The organism is Bradyrhizobium sp. MI1.4 (assembly GCF_055811315.1).
Window position 1 is genome coordinate 22,835 of the sequence record NZ_JBVVPP010000047.1, and the last position, 16,376, is coordinate 39,210.

Below are 16,376 nucleotides of genomic sequence, written 5' to 3' on the forward strand. Positions count from 1 at the left end.
GGCCCAATGCCGTCTTCACTATTTCTGTGGAAGTTGGCCTTCCGGAAAACCACCAAAAGGCGTGACGCGCCCGGGTGTCTCAGGAATGGATTTCAAGTACTCCACCAGAGCCCAACGGTCTTGGTCCCGCAGCAGGGGGCCGACGACACCGTCGCCCCGTGGACCGTCCTGGAAGGAATGCCCGCGGTTCGAGTTGCCAAGGAGTGTCGTATCCATGAGGAATGTCCCGGACGTCGCGGTGCTATCAAACCCAACCTTGACGGGGTCGAAGTCCCCGCCGAGATAGAACTTCTTGGTGCGCTCAGCCGCGGGTATCAGCATCTCATAGAGGTTGGGTACTGATCCGTTGTGCAGGAAAGGCGGCGTAGCCCACACGCCGTCTCGCGGGGCCGCCTTGTAGACGTGATCCGCCGGCCGCGGCGTCGGCATTTCGCGATAGCCGTCCAAAGCCAACATCTGCGCATCCGTCGGCTTCAGCTTGCGGATAGCGACTTCCCGCGCCTCGCCACCGAGCACGGTGCTGAATATGAAGGGCTCCAGCAATGGCTTGTCCAGAAACTCCGGAGGCAAGAACTTGGCCAATTCGCCGGTGATGGCCAACGGTCTAAGGGTGAAGAGCTGCGGCTCGGTCCCCACGTAGGATTGCGGCGTCAGTCCCACGAGGACGAATCGTTTCCCGTATTTGTTCGGTTCGGTCCAGCGGTAGGGCCAGGCGTTATGGCAGCTCGCGCAATGCTCCATGAACAAAGCCTTGCCCGCCTTTGCCTTGTCCCGGTCAATTGCTCCGAACACGTTCTCCGGCCAACTCGGTGGCGCCAGGCGCTCGAGTTGGCCCTCGACGCGCGCAAGCTCAGCTATTGCCCCGTTTGATTGGAACAGCCCTTCGGCGGGAGATTTGGAGGTAAGATCAACGGGCAGGAAGACGCCCATGGTCTCACCAAAGTTGCGAGCTATCGGACTCTGAGCGAATGCACTCCACTGCGTCCACAAGCCTTGGGGCGCATTCCAGAGGAACGGCGGTTTGACCGGCGCATTTCCCGTCGACCAATTCTCGCGAATTCCCGACAGCGTTGCCGTCGTGCGATCCACGATCATGGTGAGCGCATCGACTCGTCCAGGCCCCCAAGGGTGCGGCGTGATCGAAGTTCGCGTGACATATTCTTGCACGCGGGCCCGTTCACTCTCTATTTGCTTACGCAACTTGTCCTTTGCGTCTGGAGTCGTTGCTTTGAGCCGCGACGCCAGGCGGTCGAATTTTGCAGTGTCGATCAGATTTTTTTCGAGCGCCTCGCTGATGCCGGCAGCCAGCCCTTGGAAATCAAACGTGTTCGAGATCCCGCCTTCGATCCGAATGAGCTTGCCCTTGTACTTCAGCAGCCCTTGGTGGCAGGCCGCGCAGGTCATTCCCGCGTACTCGCCGGCGGGCCAGCCTTTAATTGCAGTCGCAACATTGGTCTTGCTGATACCGATCGGCAGGCCGTCCGGGTTAGCGGGGCTGACGGACTGAGGGACCAGGCCGTAGCGCGGACCGCTCAAGCCATTGCGAAACAAATCCTGGCTGTCTGCGGCTTCCATGTGCAGATAGAGGTCATATGCGAGGACTGCGGACCCCTGCGAGAAATTGTAGTACCACTCGCGATCCTCCTTGGACCACGCCTGGTCGAGCAGGACAACTGAGTCTGCCGATGGGGCCTGTTGCGCGCTCGCGGGCACCGCCGCCGGCAACGCAAGCAACGAGCTCACACCGAGAATCTGTAGTGCCCTTTTCATGACAGCGCTCCGTTCAAGTTTGACGTGCAAACACTTCCTTTGTCCGGCAGAGATCCGACCGGGCAAAGGAAGGAGTAATCGAGGACTCGGCGCTCGAATATTGAGGTAAATCCAGCAACGCGACTATGCAGTTTCGGCACATTGGCCCGTCGTCCCGGAGCATCCTGAATCTTTTTGCAGTCAGCCGGGAGTCACTTGAGCGAGGCATAATAGGCCGCGAGGTCCTCGATATCCTGGTCGCTGAGCGAAACCGCTAGACCGTGCATCACGGAGTTGACCTTGCCGGATTTGAAGTCCTTCAGCGCCTTGACCAAATCGGCTTCCGGCTTGCCCGCCAACGCGGGATACGGTCCCATCCCCTGACCCATATCGCCGTGGCATCCTCCGCATGTGAAGGCTTTATCCTTGCCCGCTGATGCATTTCCTGCTGCTTGGGCGCCGCTGGCAACAACCCCGAACGATGCGACTATAAATATTGCGGCGAATTTGCGGGACATGTCATCCACCTCTTCAAAGCGCGAGCTAAACTCCACTTGACTGGCAGAGACTTAAACCCGCCATCGGAACGGGAATTGAGAGCTCGCAACATCGGTTATTGCACCGAATCCGCGACAGCGACTATGCAGTTTCGACACGTGCACCACTGTCAGACCGTCGAATGCTTCACCCGCACCGAGCGCCGTAGTCAGCTATCGCACGGCGCTAAGCGGTCGAATGAGCACGGTGTAGTCAATCACGAACTGGAATTCCGGCTGAGGATTGCGTAGGTTACCCTGTTGCCAAACATTGGAATATTGCGCCCTCAGGCGAAATCCCTTTAGGGGTCCCTCGGTCGGGCGGTACTGCATCCAAAAATCCAGTTCGTCCCGGTTGGGTATCGACAAATTATTGCTGGGGTTGATGGCGCCCCAGCCACGGGTATACCAAGTCCCGGCGCCAAGTCCTGGAAGACCAAACGCTCCGAAATCATATGCGACGCTGGCGCCGACGGCCTTCTCGTTGGCCTTGTCGAATGTGAGCTGTTGCATGCTGGCATAATTCGGATTGCCGCCGAATGGCGAGATCGGATTGGCGCCTGAGCCGCTCATCGACCCCATGACGAAAAACGTCCACCCGGCATAGAGCATCTGCGCCTTTGCAGAAGCTTGATAGGTCTCGAAGGGCGCCCCCGTCAGCAGGTTGGCGCCGAGGCTTCGTTGATTGGTGACGTTCGCGCCGACGATCCAGTTCGGAACACCGCTCGGCTGCCTGAAGTCGTATTCCACCTGGGCAAAAGCCCCGTTGATAAAGTCCTGGACGTTGTAGTCCATGGCGACGAGGGAGAGTCCTGGAACCGGCCGGACTCTGAGCATCCCGAACGCTGCTCCGTGGTTGGCAACGTCCCCGCCCGCCACCGCATTCGACATCGGAATAAAGTCGTTCGAATCCCGCTGTTTCATGTTCCAGAGATAACCGGCGGCGTAGTCGTAATTGCGCTGCAGGTCCGGCAGCGACACCACCGTTGCGCCCTCGAACGTATTCGGCAGCATTCGGTTATCCTGCGGGTTGATCAGCGGCGTATCCACCAATTGCCGGCCTCCGCGAAACTCCTGATCACCGAACTGCACGCGGCCATAGATCTGCCCGAGCGTCCCGATCGAACTCTGCGGTGGCGCCAACAGCAGCGTGCCGCCCTGATCCGGAGGCGCGAAGATCGGCTGCGAGGTATAGGCTGCGACCTGGACCCCGAACACGTCGCCGATAAGCCCTGACCGAAATGCCAGCCAGCCTCCCCCTGCCCAGGCCTGCGACCTCGATCCATTGGAATTGTCGCGGGTCAGATCAAAAGTTCGAGCGACGAACTGCACGAGAGACTCGCTGAAGAACTTTGGCGTTTCGGCTGAGGGTCGTGACCAGTAGATTTCGTTCATGTAAGGCTGCGGCGGGATCTTCGCGACGGTCCAGACAAGATACTCCTGATCCGCAACCTCCTTGCGCTGTTCGGGCAGGAGCCGTTGAAACTGCGATTGAGCTTGAGCAGGCGTGATCACACCGATCGATCCGGCCCAGAATGTGATCCAGCCGGCAGCGAGCAGCCACAAGGACATGCGGCCTCGATGAAAAGCTCGATTCCACCTGAACCAACGCATCGCAGCATCCTGGACGCTTGTTCGAATGGCCTGGCCTAAAACTGGCCGCACGAACCAATCGTACTGTCAAAGGGACGGAATTGAAAACCTGAATTCGCCGACCCTCAAATAGCAACCACGAAAACTGATATCAGCCGAATTTGCATAGCGGTCGCGGAATTATGCGATCAATCTCGCTGTCAAACGCGCACGGCTTCGACGATCTCCCGTTATTCCGCGGGCTTCGCGGACGGCGGTCCGATCGGCTGTGGACAACGGGACTACTCACCGAGGACGTCGCCGGGTATGACCACCACGATCAAATTGACCGTCAACGGCAAGGCAGCGGTGCTGACCACTGAAGACCCAAGCATGCCCCTGCTCTACGCGCTGCGCGACCAGCTCGGCCTGCACGGCCTGCATTTCGGTTGCGGACTTGCCCAATGCGGTGCCTGCAGCGTGCACTATTACGGCGAGGCGCTGCGCAGCTGCGTTATGCCGGTGTCGGCGGTTGCCGACGCCGATATCGTGACCCTGGAGGGGCTCGGGACGCCAGAGAAGCCGCATCCGGTTCAACAGGCCTTCATCGACGAGCAGGCGGCGCAGTGCGGCTACTGCATCAACGGAATGATCATGCAGGCCGCCGCATTCCTCGCAACGACCAAACGTCCGACCGAAGATCAAGTCAGACAGGCGCTTGCCGGAAATCTTTGCAAATGCGGCACCCACGTCCGGATCCTGCGCGCCGTGATGCGCGCCGCCGAGAAAATGGCATGAGCGCGCAGATCGCCTCCACGCCGTTGTCCCGCCGCGCCCTTTTGGTGCAGGGAGGAGCGCTCGTGGTGGCGTTTTCCCTTGCGCCACGCGCAGGCCGCACTGAAACCGCGGCCGACAAGAGCGTAGCTGCCGACGACGTTGGCGGGTTCATCGCAATCGACGCGACCGGCAAGGTCACGATCTATTCGGGGAAGGTGGAGCTTGGAACCGGCGCCGTGACGGCGATCGCCCAGATCGCCGCGGAAGAGCTGTGCGTCTCGCTCGATCGCGTCGAAATGATCCAGGGCGATACCCAGCTGACGCCTAACCAGGGGCCGACCTATGCCAGTCTGTCGATCCAGAACGGCGGCATGCAGATCAGGCGAGCCGCGGCCACGGCACGCGAGGCGCTCCTGCAGCGGGCCGCCGACAAGCTCAAGGTGGCGAAGGATACCTTGGTCGCAAAGGACGGAATCGTCGCATCGCGAACCGGCGCCGACAAGCTCTCTTATCCCGAACTGATCGGCCAGCAGAAGCTGTCGATGAAAATCGATCCCGGGGCTCCGCTGAAGGACCCGAAGGACTACACAATCGTGGGCACCTCAGCGCCTCGCCGCGACATTCCAGGCAAGATCTTCGGGACATTCAACTTCATCCAGGACCACAAGCTGCCCGGCATGCTGCATGCACGTGTCGTTCATCCGGGCGGCGTTCGCTCGGCGCTCCAAAGCTTCGACGACACCCCTTGTCGGAAGATCAAGGGCTACGTCCGCGCGGTACGCAAGGGTAATCTCCTGGCGGTGGTGGCAACCAACGAATGGGCCGCGATCAGCGCCTCGAAAGCGATCGTTGCCAAGTGGTCGGACTGGGCAGGACTACCCGTGGAGTCGCAGCTTTACGAGTACGTGCGCAGCTCCAAGGTCGACCGCAATGAGGTGCTGCAAACGGCAGGCGACACCGCCGCCGGCTTCAGGCAAGGCAAACGAACGTTCCAGGCGACGTACGACTTCGCGATTCAAACCCACGGATCGATTGGCCCATCCTGCGCAGTTGCCGATTTCAAGGACGGCCGGTTGACCGTATGGACGCCCTCGCAGGCAAGTCATCTGCTGCAGCTGCAGCTCGCGACAATGCTGAGCTTGAACCCCGAGAACGTGCGCTGCATCTTCGTGGAAGGTGCGGGCTGCTACGGCCGCAACGGCGCCGACGACTGCTCTTCCGAAGCAGCCTTGATCGCCAGGGAAATCGGCAAGCCGGTGCGACTGCAATGGATGCGGCAGGACGAACACGGTTGGGATCCCAAGGGCCCTCCCGTGGCGCTCGACTATCGCGCCAGCATCGATGACCAAGGCCAGATCACTGCTTGGGAAGCTGACATGTTCATGCCCGAGCAACCGTTCAAGCGCTCCGGTGTGACGTTGCTTGCGGCCGAGCTCGCTGGGCTGCCGAAGATGCCATTCCCCGGTTCGGCCACCCCCCACTCGGGACTCGGCATTCCCTATGCGTTGCCGAACAACAAGCTGACGGTACACTGGCTACTCGACACACCGTTGCCTTCGGCGTGGATTCGCGCGCCAGGCAACACACAGAATACGTTCGGTAACGAGACTTTTCTCGATGAAATCGCGGCGGCCACCGGTGTAGATCCGTTTGAGATCCGAGTTCGCCATCTCAAGGATTCGCGCGGACTTGAGGTACTCGAGCGCCTGCGCGCCCTCGCGAAATGGGAGCCGCGCGGCTCGCGCCCGCGCGATGCCGGTCCTGTCGCGCGCGGTCGCGGCGTAACGTACTCGAAGTACGAGAGCGTGCGGACGTATGTGGCGGTGGTCGCCGATGTGACCGTCGACCGCGCGACGGGCCACATAAAGGTCGACCGCGTGTTCGTCGCTCACGATTGCGGCCAGATCATCAATCCCGACGGCCTGCGCAATCAGATCGAAGGCAACGTCGTGCAAACGGTGAGCCGCAGCTTGGTTGAGAAAGTAACGTTCAGCCGCAGCGCCGTCACCAGCCTCAACTGGGGAAGCTATCCGATTCTGACCTTTCCCAATGTCCCCGACGTCGTGATCGACCTGATCGATCGGCCGAACGAGGTGCCTTGGGGAGCAGGTGAACCGACGACCTCTCTCCTACCTTCCGCGATCGCAAACGCCGTTTTCGACGCGACCGGTGCGCGGCTTCGATCGATCCCGTTCAGGCCGGCCCAGGTCCTGGCGGCGATGACCGTTTCAAAGCCGGGATAGCGAGACGTTGCATGCCGAACTCGGATGACCAGGTGGAAGATCACGTCTCGGCAGCCTTTTGCAGGGAGAACGTCGCGTTCAATGGCCGGGACGAAGATGTCCTGGCGATAGCAGCGAATGGCCCTCGTGGTGCTGCATCGCTCGCCGGGCTCTCAGTCCTGGTGCTGCTGGCAATCTGGATTGCCTTCTTCTTCCTCATCTTTGCGCCACGAGGCAATGTCGGATGAGCGTAGTGCCCCCAAACGTCGTCGAGGACTCGGAGCGGTGGTGGGCCTATGTCGTCGCCGGCGTCATCGGGGTCGTGTTCGCCGTCATCATCTACAGCAGCGTGCATTGGGCGGTCCAGCCTCCGTCGAACGTGGAAACGATCGACGCGAGCCGCCTGCATTTGTCGGGCGAGTTCATGGAAGACAATCTCGGATCTGCGGCACAGCCGGACGGCTCCGTGGTGGTGCGCGTCATTGCGCAGCAATACTCATTCATTCCTACCTGCATGATTGTTCCGGCAAACACGCCGGTGATCTTCCGCGTTACCAGCCCCGACGTCGTGCACGGATTTCTCATTACGGACACCAACGTCAACAGCATGGTCGTACCGGGATTCGTTGCCGAGGCACGAACGCAATTCGATAAGACCGGCGAGCACCTGATGCCGTGCCACGAGTATTGCAGCGTCGGTCACGAGGGGATGTGGGCACACGTTAGGGTCGTCGACCGATCACAGTTTGACAAGTCCTTTGGCGGCAAACCACGAGCGTCCTGTGCAGGGTAGCAATCGTATCGTTCTTGCTCATTTCTGGGCCGCGTTCGCGGCCTTCGCTGTGGCAATTCCGCTCGGTACGTGGCAGATGCTCGTACGCAGCCCGTTACATCCATGGGTCCCTCCGGAACTGTACTATCGCGCGGTCACCGGGCACGGCACTATCCTCGCCTATGTCTTTCCGACGCTGGTGGCGATGGGGTTCGGCTACGCGATGTGCGCCGTATCGCTCGGACGGCCAATGCGGGGCTTGCCGCTTGCGTGGCTTTCATTCGGTCTCGTGCTCGCGGGTGCGGCGATGGCGATCACAACGGTCGCCGCGGGAAAGGCCACCGTCCTCTATACTTTCTATCCGCCGCTGCTTGGCAGCCCGTTCTACTACCTCGGCATTCTCATCGCGGTGATCGGCTCGTGGATCTGGATCGGGCTCATGGTCTGGCATTTCAAACAATGGAAGGCAGATCATCCGGGACTGCCCGTACCCCTCGCCATGTTCGCCACCACCGTGGGCGCGCTGCTTTGGGGATGGACGTCGCTCGGGGTGGGGGCCGAGATCGTATTCCTTATACTGCCCAATGCCTTCGGGTGGACAACGACCATCGATCCCGGGCTCGCAAGGCTGCTGTTTTCGTGGACGCTCCACGCGATAGTCTACTTCTGGCTGATACCGACCTACATCTCGTTTTACGTCCTGCTGCCCCAAGCCGCCGGCGGCCGCTTGTACAGCGACAAGATGGGCCGCATTGCGTTTCTGCAACTGCTGATCTTCTCGATGCCGATCGGCATACATCATTTGTTCGTCGACCCCCAGGTCGGGGCAGGATTCAAGTTTTTGCACGCTGTTTTCACCGGGATGGTCGCGGTTCCGACGCTCCTCACGATATTTACGGTTTGCGCTTCCCTCGAAATCGCCGGCCGGCTGCGCGGCGGTCGGGGCCTGTTCGGATGGATTGCCGCCCTGCCTTGGGATCGTCCGTTCGTACTCGCCTCGGGGTTTTCGATGATCATGCTCGGACTTGGCGGGGCAAGCGGCCTCATCAACATGAGTTACGTGCTGAACTCGACCGTTCACAACACGCAATGGGTCACCGGCCATTTCCACCTGATCTACGGCGGCGCTATCGTGATCATGTATTTCGCGATTGCGTATGAACTCTGGCCGCGCCTGACGGGTCGCCCCCTTGCAGCACCGAAACTCGTACGTCTGCAATTGTGGACCTGGTTCATCGGGATGTTGATCGTCACGTTGCCTTGGCATTTGGTCGGCGTCATGGGACAGCCGCGACGCATGGCTTACTATGATTTCGCCAACTCGGCGCTGGCGGCCCAGGGGGTCTGGGTCAGCATATCGGCGCTCGGAGGCTTCGTCCTTCTTTTCTCGGCGGCGCTGTTGATCATTGTGCTGCTCGCTTCACATCGAGTGCCTGCCGCCGCAATCGCGCCGCTTCAATTCTCGCTTGCGCTCTATCCTCCGCGACGCCTTCCGGCGTCCTTGAACAGCTTTGGAATATGGGCGCTGCTGGTGTTGGCGCTGACCGTCGCAAACTATGGCTACCCGTTGGCGCAGTTTGTCTTTCTGAACAGAACTGCCGTGCCGGCGTTTCAGGTTTCCGCCGAATGAGTAAAAACCTGCCATCCCGGAACGATCCGAGGTACGCCATCTGGATTGGCGTGACGGGAGTGCTCTTTCTTTTGGCGCTTGCCGTTGGCTTCGTGTGGCTGCCGTCCGCACAACCGGGGGCCGCAGGGCTCGACCTGTGGAGTGCCATTTGCCGCGCGGTCGGCCTGCCGAGCTCGGCTCCGAAGCTCGGCACGCAAGTCACGGGTCAGCCCGCCTCGGAGGTTGCGTGGACCGTCGAGACTCGACAGAAGCTGGCGCAAGGCGATGCCGTAGCGGGTGCCGCGGCAGCGCCGGCCTGCAACAATTGCCACGGTCAAGACGGAGTCAGCTCCGATGCCATCATTCCGAACCTCGCTGGCCAGAGCGTAGCGGCCATCTACAAGCAACTGGCAGATTTCAAAGGTGGCCGGCGAAACCCCGCCGTGATGGGCGTGTATGTCTCTCCGCTATCGGAGCAGAACCTGCTCGATCTCGCCGCACATTTTGCCCGGCTTCCGCCCCTTGCCCCGCAGAGCTCCGCCAGTCCCACCGCCCGTCGTCTGGTAGAGGTTGGCGATCCGCTGCGAGGCATCGCGCCCTGCGCGTCTTGCCACGGGCCGGTCGGGAGCTCACCCGGCTCCCCTGGACTGAGGGGACAACAACGGGCTTATCTTGAGTTGCAGCTGCAATCCTTCAAGGCTGGACTCCGACGTAACGACATCAGTGAGCAGATGCGAAGTGTTGCACGTCAATTGACCAACGACGAGATCGCGATGCTGGCCGCGTACTATTCTGGCGCAGGAGGAATTGCCGGGCGCTAGAGGTTTGTTGGTAACGCGACGATTCGGCTTCAGCCCCTCGAGAGAACTTTTCAAGCACGTGCCGAAACTGCATAGCCATGTGGATAGCTCTAAAAATACCTTACGTTGTCCGCGGAATGCGAATGGGCGGCTTGATGGTGTCAGTCGCCCCGCCGCAGGCAAGGAGCAAATGCCATGGAAGCCTTGTTGGGTTTTCCGCTTGATTTCTGGGACTATGCAACCTTCCTATCTCTCTTCGTCCTTACTGCCGCCGGTTTGGGCCTCGCAGTTTTTATTCTGGGTCTACCGGGAAGGATCGCGATCGCGCGTAACCATCCTGAAGCCGAAGCTGTTTACTTGATGGGTTGGGTCGGCTTTCTGGCCGTCGTGCCTTGGGTTCAGGCCCTCGCCTGGGCCTTCCGGCCCACGACCGTTATCGATGTGCGTTACATGCCAGAGGAAAGAAGGCTTGAAACAGAACAGACGATTGCAAAGCTGACCGGCAAGGCGTTGCCCGCTATCACGCCGCCGGAAGCTCACGCTGGAGATACGCCGTCATGATGGCTGCTCTTCTCGTTCTGACGGTTGCCTGCTTTGTGTTCTGGATTGTCTTCTTCAGGTTCAAGCTCATCAAGCTGACGCCTGGCTGGGGGGTCATTTTCGGATTCTTCGTTGTCCACCTGATGCTAGTCTTCTTGATAGGCTTGCGTTTCATCACGCCGTTCTCCGCCAATGCAACCGTCGTTCAACGAACGATACAATTGGTTCCGCGCCTGCCCGAGCCTACGCTGGTCGAAGCCGTGCTGGTCGACGAAGATATTCCGGTCAAGAAGGGACAGCCTCTATTCCAGTTCGACCGCCGCCCCTACCAGTTTAAGGTCGACCAAATCGCAGCCCAGCTCGCCGCAGCCAAGCAAAATGTCAACGTGTTGAAAGCGGACGTCGACGCAGCGTCACAAGGAACGAAGAAAGCGAAAGCGGAACTCGATTATGCACAATATCAGAAGCGCATGTTCGACCAGCTGGCACAGGAGCAGGCCGTACGCCAAGAGGACGTGGAGCAATCGCTAACCCGTGTCGAAGCGGCCCAAGCGACCAACAACGCGGCCATTGCCCAGCTTGAACGTGCCACACTGCAATACAAATCCGAGATCGGCGGCGTCAACACTACCGTCGCCAATATGGACGCGCAGCTACAGTTGGCGCGCTACTATCTGGACAACACGACACTGACCGCTCCTGAAGACGGTCACATGTTCAACCTTCAGGTCCGCCCCGGAATGGTCGCCGGCACTTATCGCGTTGGCGGAATTGCGGCATTCATTGCGGATGCGGATCGTTATTTGCTGGCGACGTTCTTCCAGGAAAATCTCAAATACGTGAAGGATGGCCAGCGCGTCGAAGTTGCTCTTGATCTTTATCCAGGGCAGATCTTTGGCGGCGTGGTCGACCGCGTTTGGCGCGGCAACGGCATTGGTCAGTACCTGCCAAGCGACGATGTCCCCAAATTCCAGCAAGCGCCCTTAAATGTGCCTCAGGGACAATATGCCGTGAAAATACGGCTTGATCATGCTGATCAATCTAAGTTCCCGATTGGCGCGCAGGGCGGCGCCGCGATCTATACAAGCGGAGAGCACGGAGCTTGGGCCGTCCTACGAAAGATCTCCATCCGTGCACATTCGTGGTTCAACTGGCTCTACCCGCTCAACATCTGAGTTGAATGCGAGACTAACATGATCAGACTCTCAAAACATCTGAGTCTGGCACTGCTTGGCTCGACCATTCGTCATCCTATACCTGTCGATTCTAGGATGATGACGCGGAGCTAGGTGCACCGTCGTCTCGGCCAACGAATTGTCGGACACAGGCGGTCGCGCTTCGGATCGACAGAGATTCGGCAAATCTGGTCTGCCGATATGCGGCCATTTCCATTCTTGGAGACACCTCGAATGTTGCAATCCTCGATCGGCGGGATCCTAGTTATCTCCGGAATTCCAACGGCTGCTGCTGGGCTGGCGGCACTCCTGTTCCCACGCCCGGTTCTCGGACTGCTATTCCGGTCGTCCGACCCCGGCTCCGTCATGATATTCTTCGTGCGTCATTGGGGAGCGCTGCTATTCGTTATCTGCGCTCTGACGGTTTACGCTGGGTTCTTTCCCGCTTCGCGCGGGCCAATCTTGACGGCAGCGGCAATCGAAAAGGTCATAATTTTTGCCTTGATCTTCTTCAGTGAGCTCAAGCGTACCCCGCCCATGGCGGCTATCGCCATAATGGATGGTCTGCTCGCAATCGTGTTCACGCTGTATCTCCTCGGAGTAGAAGCGTGAATCATCTGAATGCGGCATATCTGAGCTCAAGCCGCCACTCGCGGCGGCCCATGAAGCACCAACGTCAGCGAAAGGAGATGCCTCATTGATGAAATCGACAATCGCGCTAGGTCTGGCTCTGTCTGCATTCTCGGGAGTACCGGCAATCGCCTCCGATGACTTTAAATGCCCCTTTCCCTCCAAACCAAATGACCCAGCCAAACTCGAACAGATCAGGCGGCTGTTACCTGACGTAAACACGATGATGGATGTCGAAACGCTGAAAGCCGCGATCGCCAGCTTCCAACGCGAGGGCATGAGCAAAAGCTTGATGGTCGAGCATCTCATCGGCGCGTACTGTCCGATGGTGGCTACAGAACTGCCGCTTACGGATAATGAGAAGGTGGCCCTCGTCCAGCGCTTCACCGGCCAAGTGACCCGGTTGGTGTATAGCCTTGAGAGTGGCCTGGACGTCATCATTAACGTCCCCTTGACGCCAGACGTTGCCGATTCCGTCAACCTGGCTGCAAAGAGGCAAGGTCTTTCCGGACTGGGCTGGATCGCCATGACAATAGACAACGCTCTCAGTCAGCAAAGTATTGCTGGTCATCAGTAAGTTCGAGCCGGCTCCCTCCTATGGAGCCTGAACGGTTCGACCAAGGAAAGTAAGCAGACGCGAGGCTGGATAGGATGAGACCACGGCTCACAAGCAATCCACGCCCTTATCTATGGCTGCTTGCGGCAATTATTTTGGCATATGTCTTCGTTAGCTATCTCGTCTTGCCGGCCACGTGGTCGCGGATAGAGCACGAGCCCGGATTGTCAAAGAGGACGATGGTCACACACAATGCCGATGGGATACCGGGAGGACCAATAAACATCGGTCTCATCGGAAGCCGTGAGCAGGTTGTTTTAGCATTTCACGCCGCAGGATGGGATCCGGCAGATCCGATCACTCTTCGGACGAGCCTGAAGATCGTGGGAAGTGTGATTCTCGATCGCCCATATAGGGATGCCCCGGTAAGTCCGTTGTATTTCCAAGGACGCCACGAAGATCTCGCGTTTGAGAAGCCGGTGGGCAGGAGTGCGGATCGTCGGCAGCACGTCCGTCTCTGGCTGGTCCTCGATAGCGGCGCCCAAGGGCACCCGGTTTGGCTCGGGTCAGCAAGCTTTGACAGTGGCGTCACTCTGAGCCGGGATACTGGACAGATCACGCACAAGATTGCACCAAACATCGATCAGGAGCGTGACGAATTGATTCGCGCCCTCGATCAGGCTCGCACTTTGTCCAACGTGGTCCAAAACAAGGGAATCGGCCCAACCTTTCGTGGCCGGAATGGCGAAGGCGATCCCTACTACACGGACGGAGAGATCTGGGTTGCGACACTCGTCCCGCAAGGCGAAAGAGCTGCCGTGCCCGCAAAATTCGAACCTCCCCCCGCTCTCATTCAGCTGAAGGACAAGATATTTCTTGGAGCCGGCGGAGAGTCGCCTTAACACGCGGTCCCTGCTCTGAGGCTCCTGTCCGAACGAACTCGTCGGTAAGGTGGCTTCACGGTACAGGCACGACAGAACATCGACCGACTTGCGACCAAAGCAAGTAACTCGATGACGTGAGTTCGCTGCCGCGCACGTATTTTCGTTGAGCGGGCTTCTGTGTAGCGACTATGTCCTACCCCTGACCTAAGCCGGCGCGAATGCACTCGTCCCTCACCGACGATCGACCATAGCTGCCACTCTCATGGCTTTTCAGCAGCGGCCGCCGCCCAGACCGCCGCCGATCTTAACCCGGTGGTGACGGTGCGCTATACTCATCAACCCGGACTATAAGAGGCCTACTTGGCCCATTGGTTCATCTGCAGGCACACTTGCAAGCTGACGTAGCTAGGAGTGCCCCCGATCGACTCCTGGGGGATGCACTCCGCTTTGCTCGCGGCCGGGAACGTCGACCATCGCTGGACTAACTGCTTTCGCGCCCCCTGTTCATCCTTGATGCACGCCCGGAGCGATTGGGTGTCGGACAGTCCGGATGTCGCAGCCAAGTCGAGCTTGCAGCTTCTTGCCATGTCAAACGCCGGCACACCGTCCGATACCGCCACAACCAATTGGGTGCTTAGAGCGATCACAGCCACTGAAATAGGCATGTCGTATTCTCCTAAAGGTAGCGCTTTTTTTTTGCCAAAGGGCCGCCCTCTGCGAAGGCGCCAGCGGCAGTCTCGGTCGCTAACAATCACTCATGTGGGTGCTCACTTTTCCCTTCGTAACAGGCAGGCCCTGCGAAGCGCGTCAGAAAACTTCCGGACCGCTGTGCCAGTTAGCCAAGCTCTGCGTACGGCGTCTATGCAAGTTCGGCAGACTATTACGCGATGACACAGGCTGGATTGACGGCTGGGCTTCTCGGGCGGAAGGCGCCTCCTGAGGTTCTGCCAACCCAGGAAGCACTATGCCAATTTTCTGCGAGCGGCCGATTCTGCATAGCCCCTAGCTGCAGCAACGGCGATCCTCCTGCCCAGCGGACATTCATTCAAGCACTCGGCCCGCATGATTACTACTCTTGCTGATGGGGGGAGCAAAATGACGCGTCTCGTGCTCGGATTGCTCCGACCTTATCGCGGCTGGCTCGCTATTGTTTTCGCAGCGATGCTGCTCGAGATTGCGGCCAGTCTGGCGGCGCCTTGGCCCCTCAAGCTTGTGCTCGACGACGCACTCGGAAAGCATAGGTTACCCGACTGGCTGGCTTGGGCACATGACTATGGCTTCGGACGCCACACGCTTGGAGTGGCCATGTTCGCGGGCGCCGCGACGCTGGTCATCGCAATCATAAGTGCGGTCGCCACATACATCGACAATTACTACACCACCAGCATCGGCCAGTGGGTTGCCAACGATCTGCGGATCCGGATCTACGAACACTTGCACCGATTGTCGCTCCGCTTTTACGATACCGCAAAGACCGGCACGCTGATGTCAACCATCACAAGTGACGTCGCGACTATCCAGAGCTTCGCGTCGTCATCAACGCTAAGCATCGTCGTTGACATCATCACCATCATTTTCATGGTGGGATTGATGTTTTGGCTAAACTGGGACTTCACCTTGATCGCACTTGCCGTGACGCCGTTCCTCCTGATGGCCGTGATGCATTTCAAGAAGGCGGTTAAGGAGGTCACGCGAACCGTCCGCATCAAACAGAGCGAGGTTGTTGCGGTTGTTCAAGAGGGGCTCGGATCGGTCCGTGCTGTGAAGGCATTCGGACGACAGGACCTTGAGGCCGCGCATCTTGAGGCTGCCAGCCACGCTACCGTCGAGGCCGCCCTAAAGGCACGCCAGGTAAAATCACTGCTGTCGCCTATGGTCAGCATCGTAGTTGCGTTCTGCACTGCAATCGTACTGTGGAGAGGCACGGGCTTGATTGTCGCTGGGGTGATGACAACCGGCGCGCTTACTGTTTACCTCGCCTATCTGGCAAAGTTCTTCAAGCCTGTGAAAGATCTCGCCAGCATGACGAGCGCGATTGCGCAGACAACTGTCGCGCTCGAACGTATCCAAAAAATCCTACTGGCAGACGCCGTCATTGGCGAACATCCCAAGGCGGTGGATCCCGGCCGCGTCAAGGGCGCCATTTCCTTCGAGAATATCGCATTCGGCTATAGCGACGAAGTTCAGGTACTTCGGGACGTTTCGTTCAACATCGAAGCCGGCCAAGTCATCGGCATTGTCGGCCCTACCGGGTCTGGAAAATCGACCATCCTGAGCTTGCTGCCGCGGTTTTATGATCCCAGCGCCGGCCGCATTCTCATCGATGGAAACGACGTTTCTACTTTCAAGCTGGCTGCACTGCGAACCCAGGTCGGATTCGTGTTGCAGGAGACGGTCCTGTTCCGCGGGACTATTCGCGAAAATATTGCGTACGGACGTCCCGGAGCAACCGACGAAGAAATCATTGCCGCCGCGAAAATTGCCAACGAGATACTCTTTCCGGCGGCCAGCGGCAACGTATCGGCATTGCTCGCGCCGTGATCCGGAACAGTCC

15 protein-coding genes and 1 pseudogene are annotated in these 16,376 nt (G+C 59.1%); 12 read left to right on the forward strand and 4 right to left on the reverse strand.

From position 1 onward, the window contains the following. Positions 1–18 precede the first annotated feature (18 nt). The 3 genes from AC0L23_RS31700 to AC0L23_RS31710 all read right to left on the reverse strand — a co-directional run bounded on the left by AC0L23_RS31700 (position 19) and on the right by AC0L23_RS31710 (position 3,857). Positions 19–1,770: a di-heme-cytochrome C peroxidase gene (locus AC0L23_RS31700; RefSeq protein ID WP_473357822.1), complete on the reverse strand. Its 1,752-nt coding sequence runs from the start codon at positions 1,768–1,770 to the stop codon at positions 19–21. Between the two features lie 191 nt (positions 1,771–1,961). Next, complete coding sequence (locus AC0L23_RS31705) at positions 1,962–2,267, reverse strand: c-type cytochrome (RefSeq protein WP_473357823.1); 306 nt, start codon at positions 2,265–2,267, stop codon at positions 1,962–1,964. A gap of 192 nt (positions 2,268–2,459) precedes the next feature. After that, a complete protein-coding gene (locus AC0L23_RS31710) occupies positions 2,460–3,857 on the reverse strand; it encodes an OprD family outer membrane porin (RefSeq protein WP_473357825.1) in 1,398 nt (465 codons plus the stop codon). Between the two features lie 327 nt (positions 3,858–4,184). Here AC0L23_RS31710 and AC0L23_RS31715 point away from each other — a divergent pair, with 327 nt between their 5' ends. From AC0L23_RS31715 to AC0L23_RS31765, 11 genes are all read left to right on the forward strand, one after another. Beyond that, the gene (locus AC0L23_RS31715; protein ID WP_473357829.1) at positions 4,185–4,655 is read left to right on the forward strand and encodes a (2Fe-2S)-binding protein; all 471 of its coding nucleotides are present in this window, start codon (positions 4,185–4,187) and stop codon (positions 4,653–4,655) included. After that, positions 4,652–6,877 (forward strand): xanthine dehydrogenase family protein molybdopterin-binding subunit, encoded by a 2,226-nt coding sequence (locus AC0L23_RS31720; RefSeq protein ID WP_473357830.1) that lies wholly within the window; start codon positions 4,652–4,654, stop codon positions 6,875–6,877. Before AC0L23_RS31715 ends, AC0L23_RS31720 begins: the two co-directional genes overlap by 4 nt. An 11-nt stretch (positions 6,878–6,888) precedes the next feature. Then, a complete protein-coding gene (locus AC0L23_RS31725; protein ID WP_473357832.1) occupies positions 6,889–7,104 on the forward strand; it encodes a hypothetical protein in 216 nt (71 codons plus the stop codon). Then, on the forward strand, positions 7,101–7,649 hold the full coding sequence (locus tag AC0L23_RS31730) for a cupredoxin domain-containing protein (protein ID WP_473357833.1): 549 nt from the start codon (positions 7,101–7,103) through the stop codon (positions 7,647–7,649). The genes AC0L23_RS31725 and AC0L23_RS31730 overlap by 4 nt, the downstream gene beginning before the upstream one ends. Further along, positions 7,639–9,258: a cbb3-type cytochrome c oxidase subunit I gene (locus AC0L23_RS31735; RefSeq protein WP_473357835.1), complete on the forward strand. Its 1,620-nt coding sequence runs from the start codon at positions 7,639–7,641 to the stop codon at positions 9,256–9,258. Before AC0L23_RS31730 ends, AC0L23_RS31735 begins: the two co-directional genes overlap by 11 nt. Continuing rightward, positions 9,255–10,058 carry a c-type cytochrome gene (locus tag AC0L23_RS31740; protein ID WP_473357836.1) on the forward strand — a complete coding sequence of 268 codons (804 nt, stop codon included), beginning with the start codon at positions 9,255–9,257 and terminating at the stop codon, positions 10,056–10,058. Before AC0L23_RS31735 ends, AC0L23_RS31740 begins: the two co-directional genes overlap by 4 nt. 174 nt (positions 10,059–10,232) lie before the next feature. Further along, the gene (locus AC0L23_RS31745) at positions 10,233–10,598 is read left to right on the forward strand and encodes a DUF3302 domain-containing protein (RefSeq protein WP_473357838.1); all 366 of its coding nucleotides are present in this window, start codon (positions 10,233–10,235) and stop codon (positions 10,596–10,598) included. Then, on the forward strand, positions 10,595–11,752 hold the full coding sequence (locus AC0L23_RS31750; RefSeq protein WP_473357839.1) for an HlyD family secretion protein: 1,158 nt from the start codon (positions 10,595–10,597) through the stop codon (positions 11,750–11,752). Before AC0L23_RS31745 ends, AC0L23_RS31750 begins: the two co-directional genes overlap by 4 nt. Positions 11,753–11,986: 234 nt before the next feature. Next, a complete protein-coding gene (locus AC0L23_RS31755) occupies positions 11,987–12,364 on the forward strand; it encodes a hypothetical protein (RefSeq protein ID WP_473357841.1) in 378 nt (125 codons plus the stop codon). 88 nt (positions 12,365–12,452) lie between these two features. Further along, entirely contained in the window at positions 12,453–12,959 is a 507-nt protein-coding gene (locus AC0L23_RS31760) for a hypothetical protein (RefSeq protein WP_473357843.1), read from the forward strand. Between the two features lie 218 nt (positions 12,960–13,177). Further along, positions 13,178–13,840: an LssY C-terminal domain-containing protein gene (locus AC0L23_RS31765; protein ID WP_473357844.1), complete on the forward strand. Its 663-nt coding sequence runs from the start codon at positions 13,178–13,180 to the stop codon at positions 13,838–13,840. A gap of 338 nt (positions 13,841–14,178) precedes the next feature. Here AC0L23_RS31765 and AC0L23_RS31770 read toward each other — a convergent pair whose 3' ends face one another. Beyond that, positions 14,179–14,487 carry a hypothetical protein gene (locus AC0L23_RS31770; protein ID WP_473357846.1) on the reverse strand — a complete coding sequence of 103 codons (309 nt, stop codon included), beginning with the start codon at positions 14,485–14,487 and terminating at the stop codon, positions 14,179–14,181. A 496-nt stretch (positions 14,488–14,983) separates the two neighbouring features. Here AC0L23_RS31770 and AC0L23_RS31775 point away from each other — a divergent pair. Then, positions 14,984–16,344: pseudogene (locus AC0L23_RS31775) on the forward strand (ABC transporter ATP-binding protein); the annotation flags it as partial. Positions 16,345–16,376 lie beyond the last annotated feature (32 nt).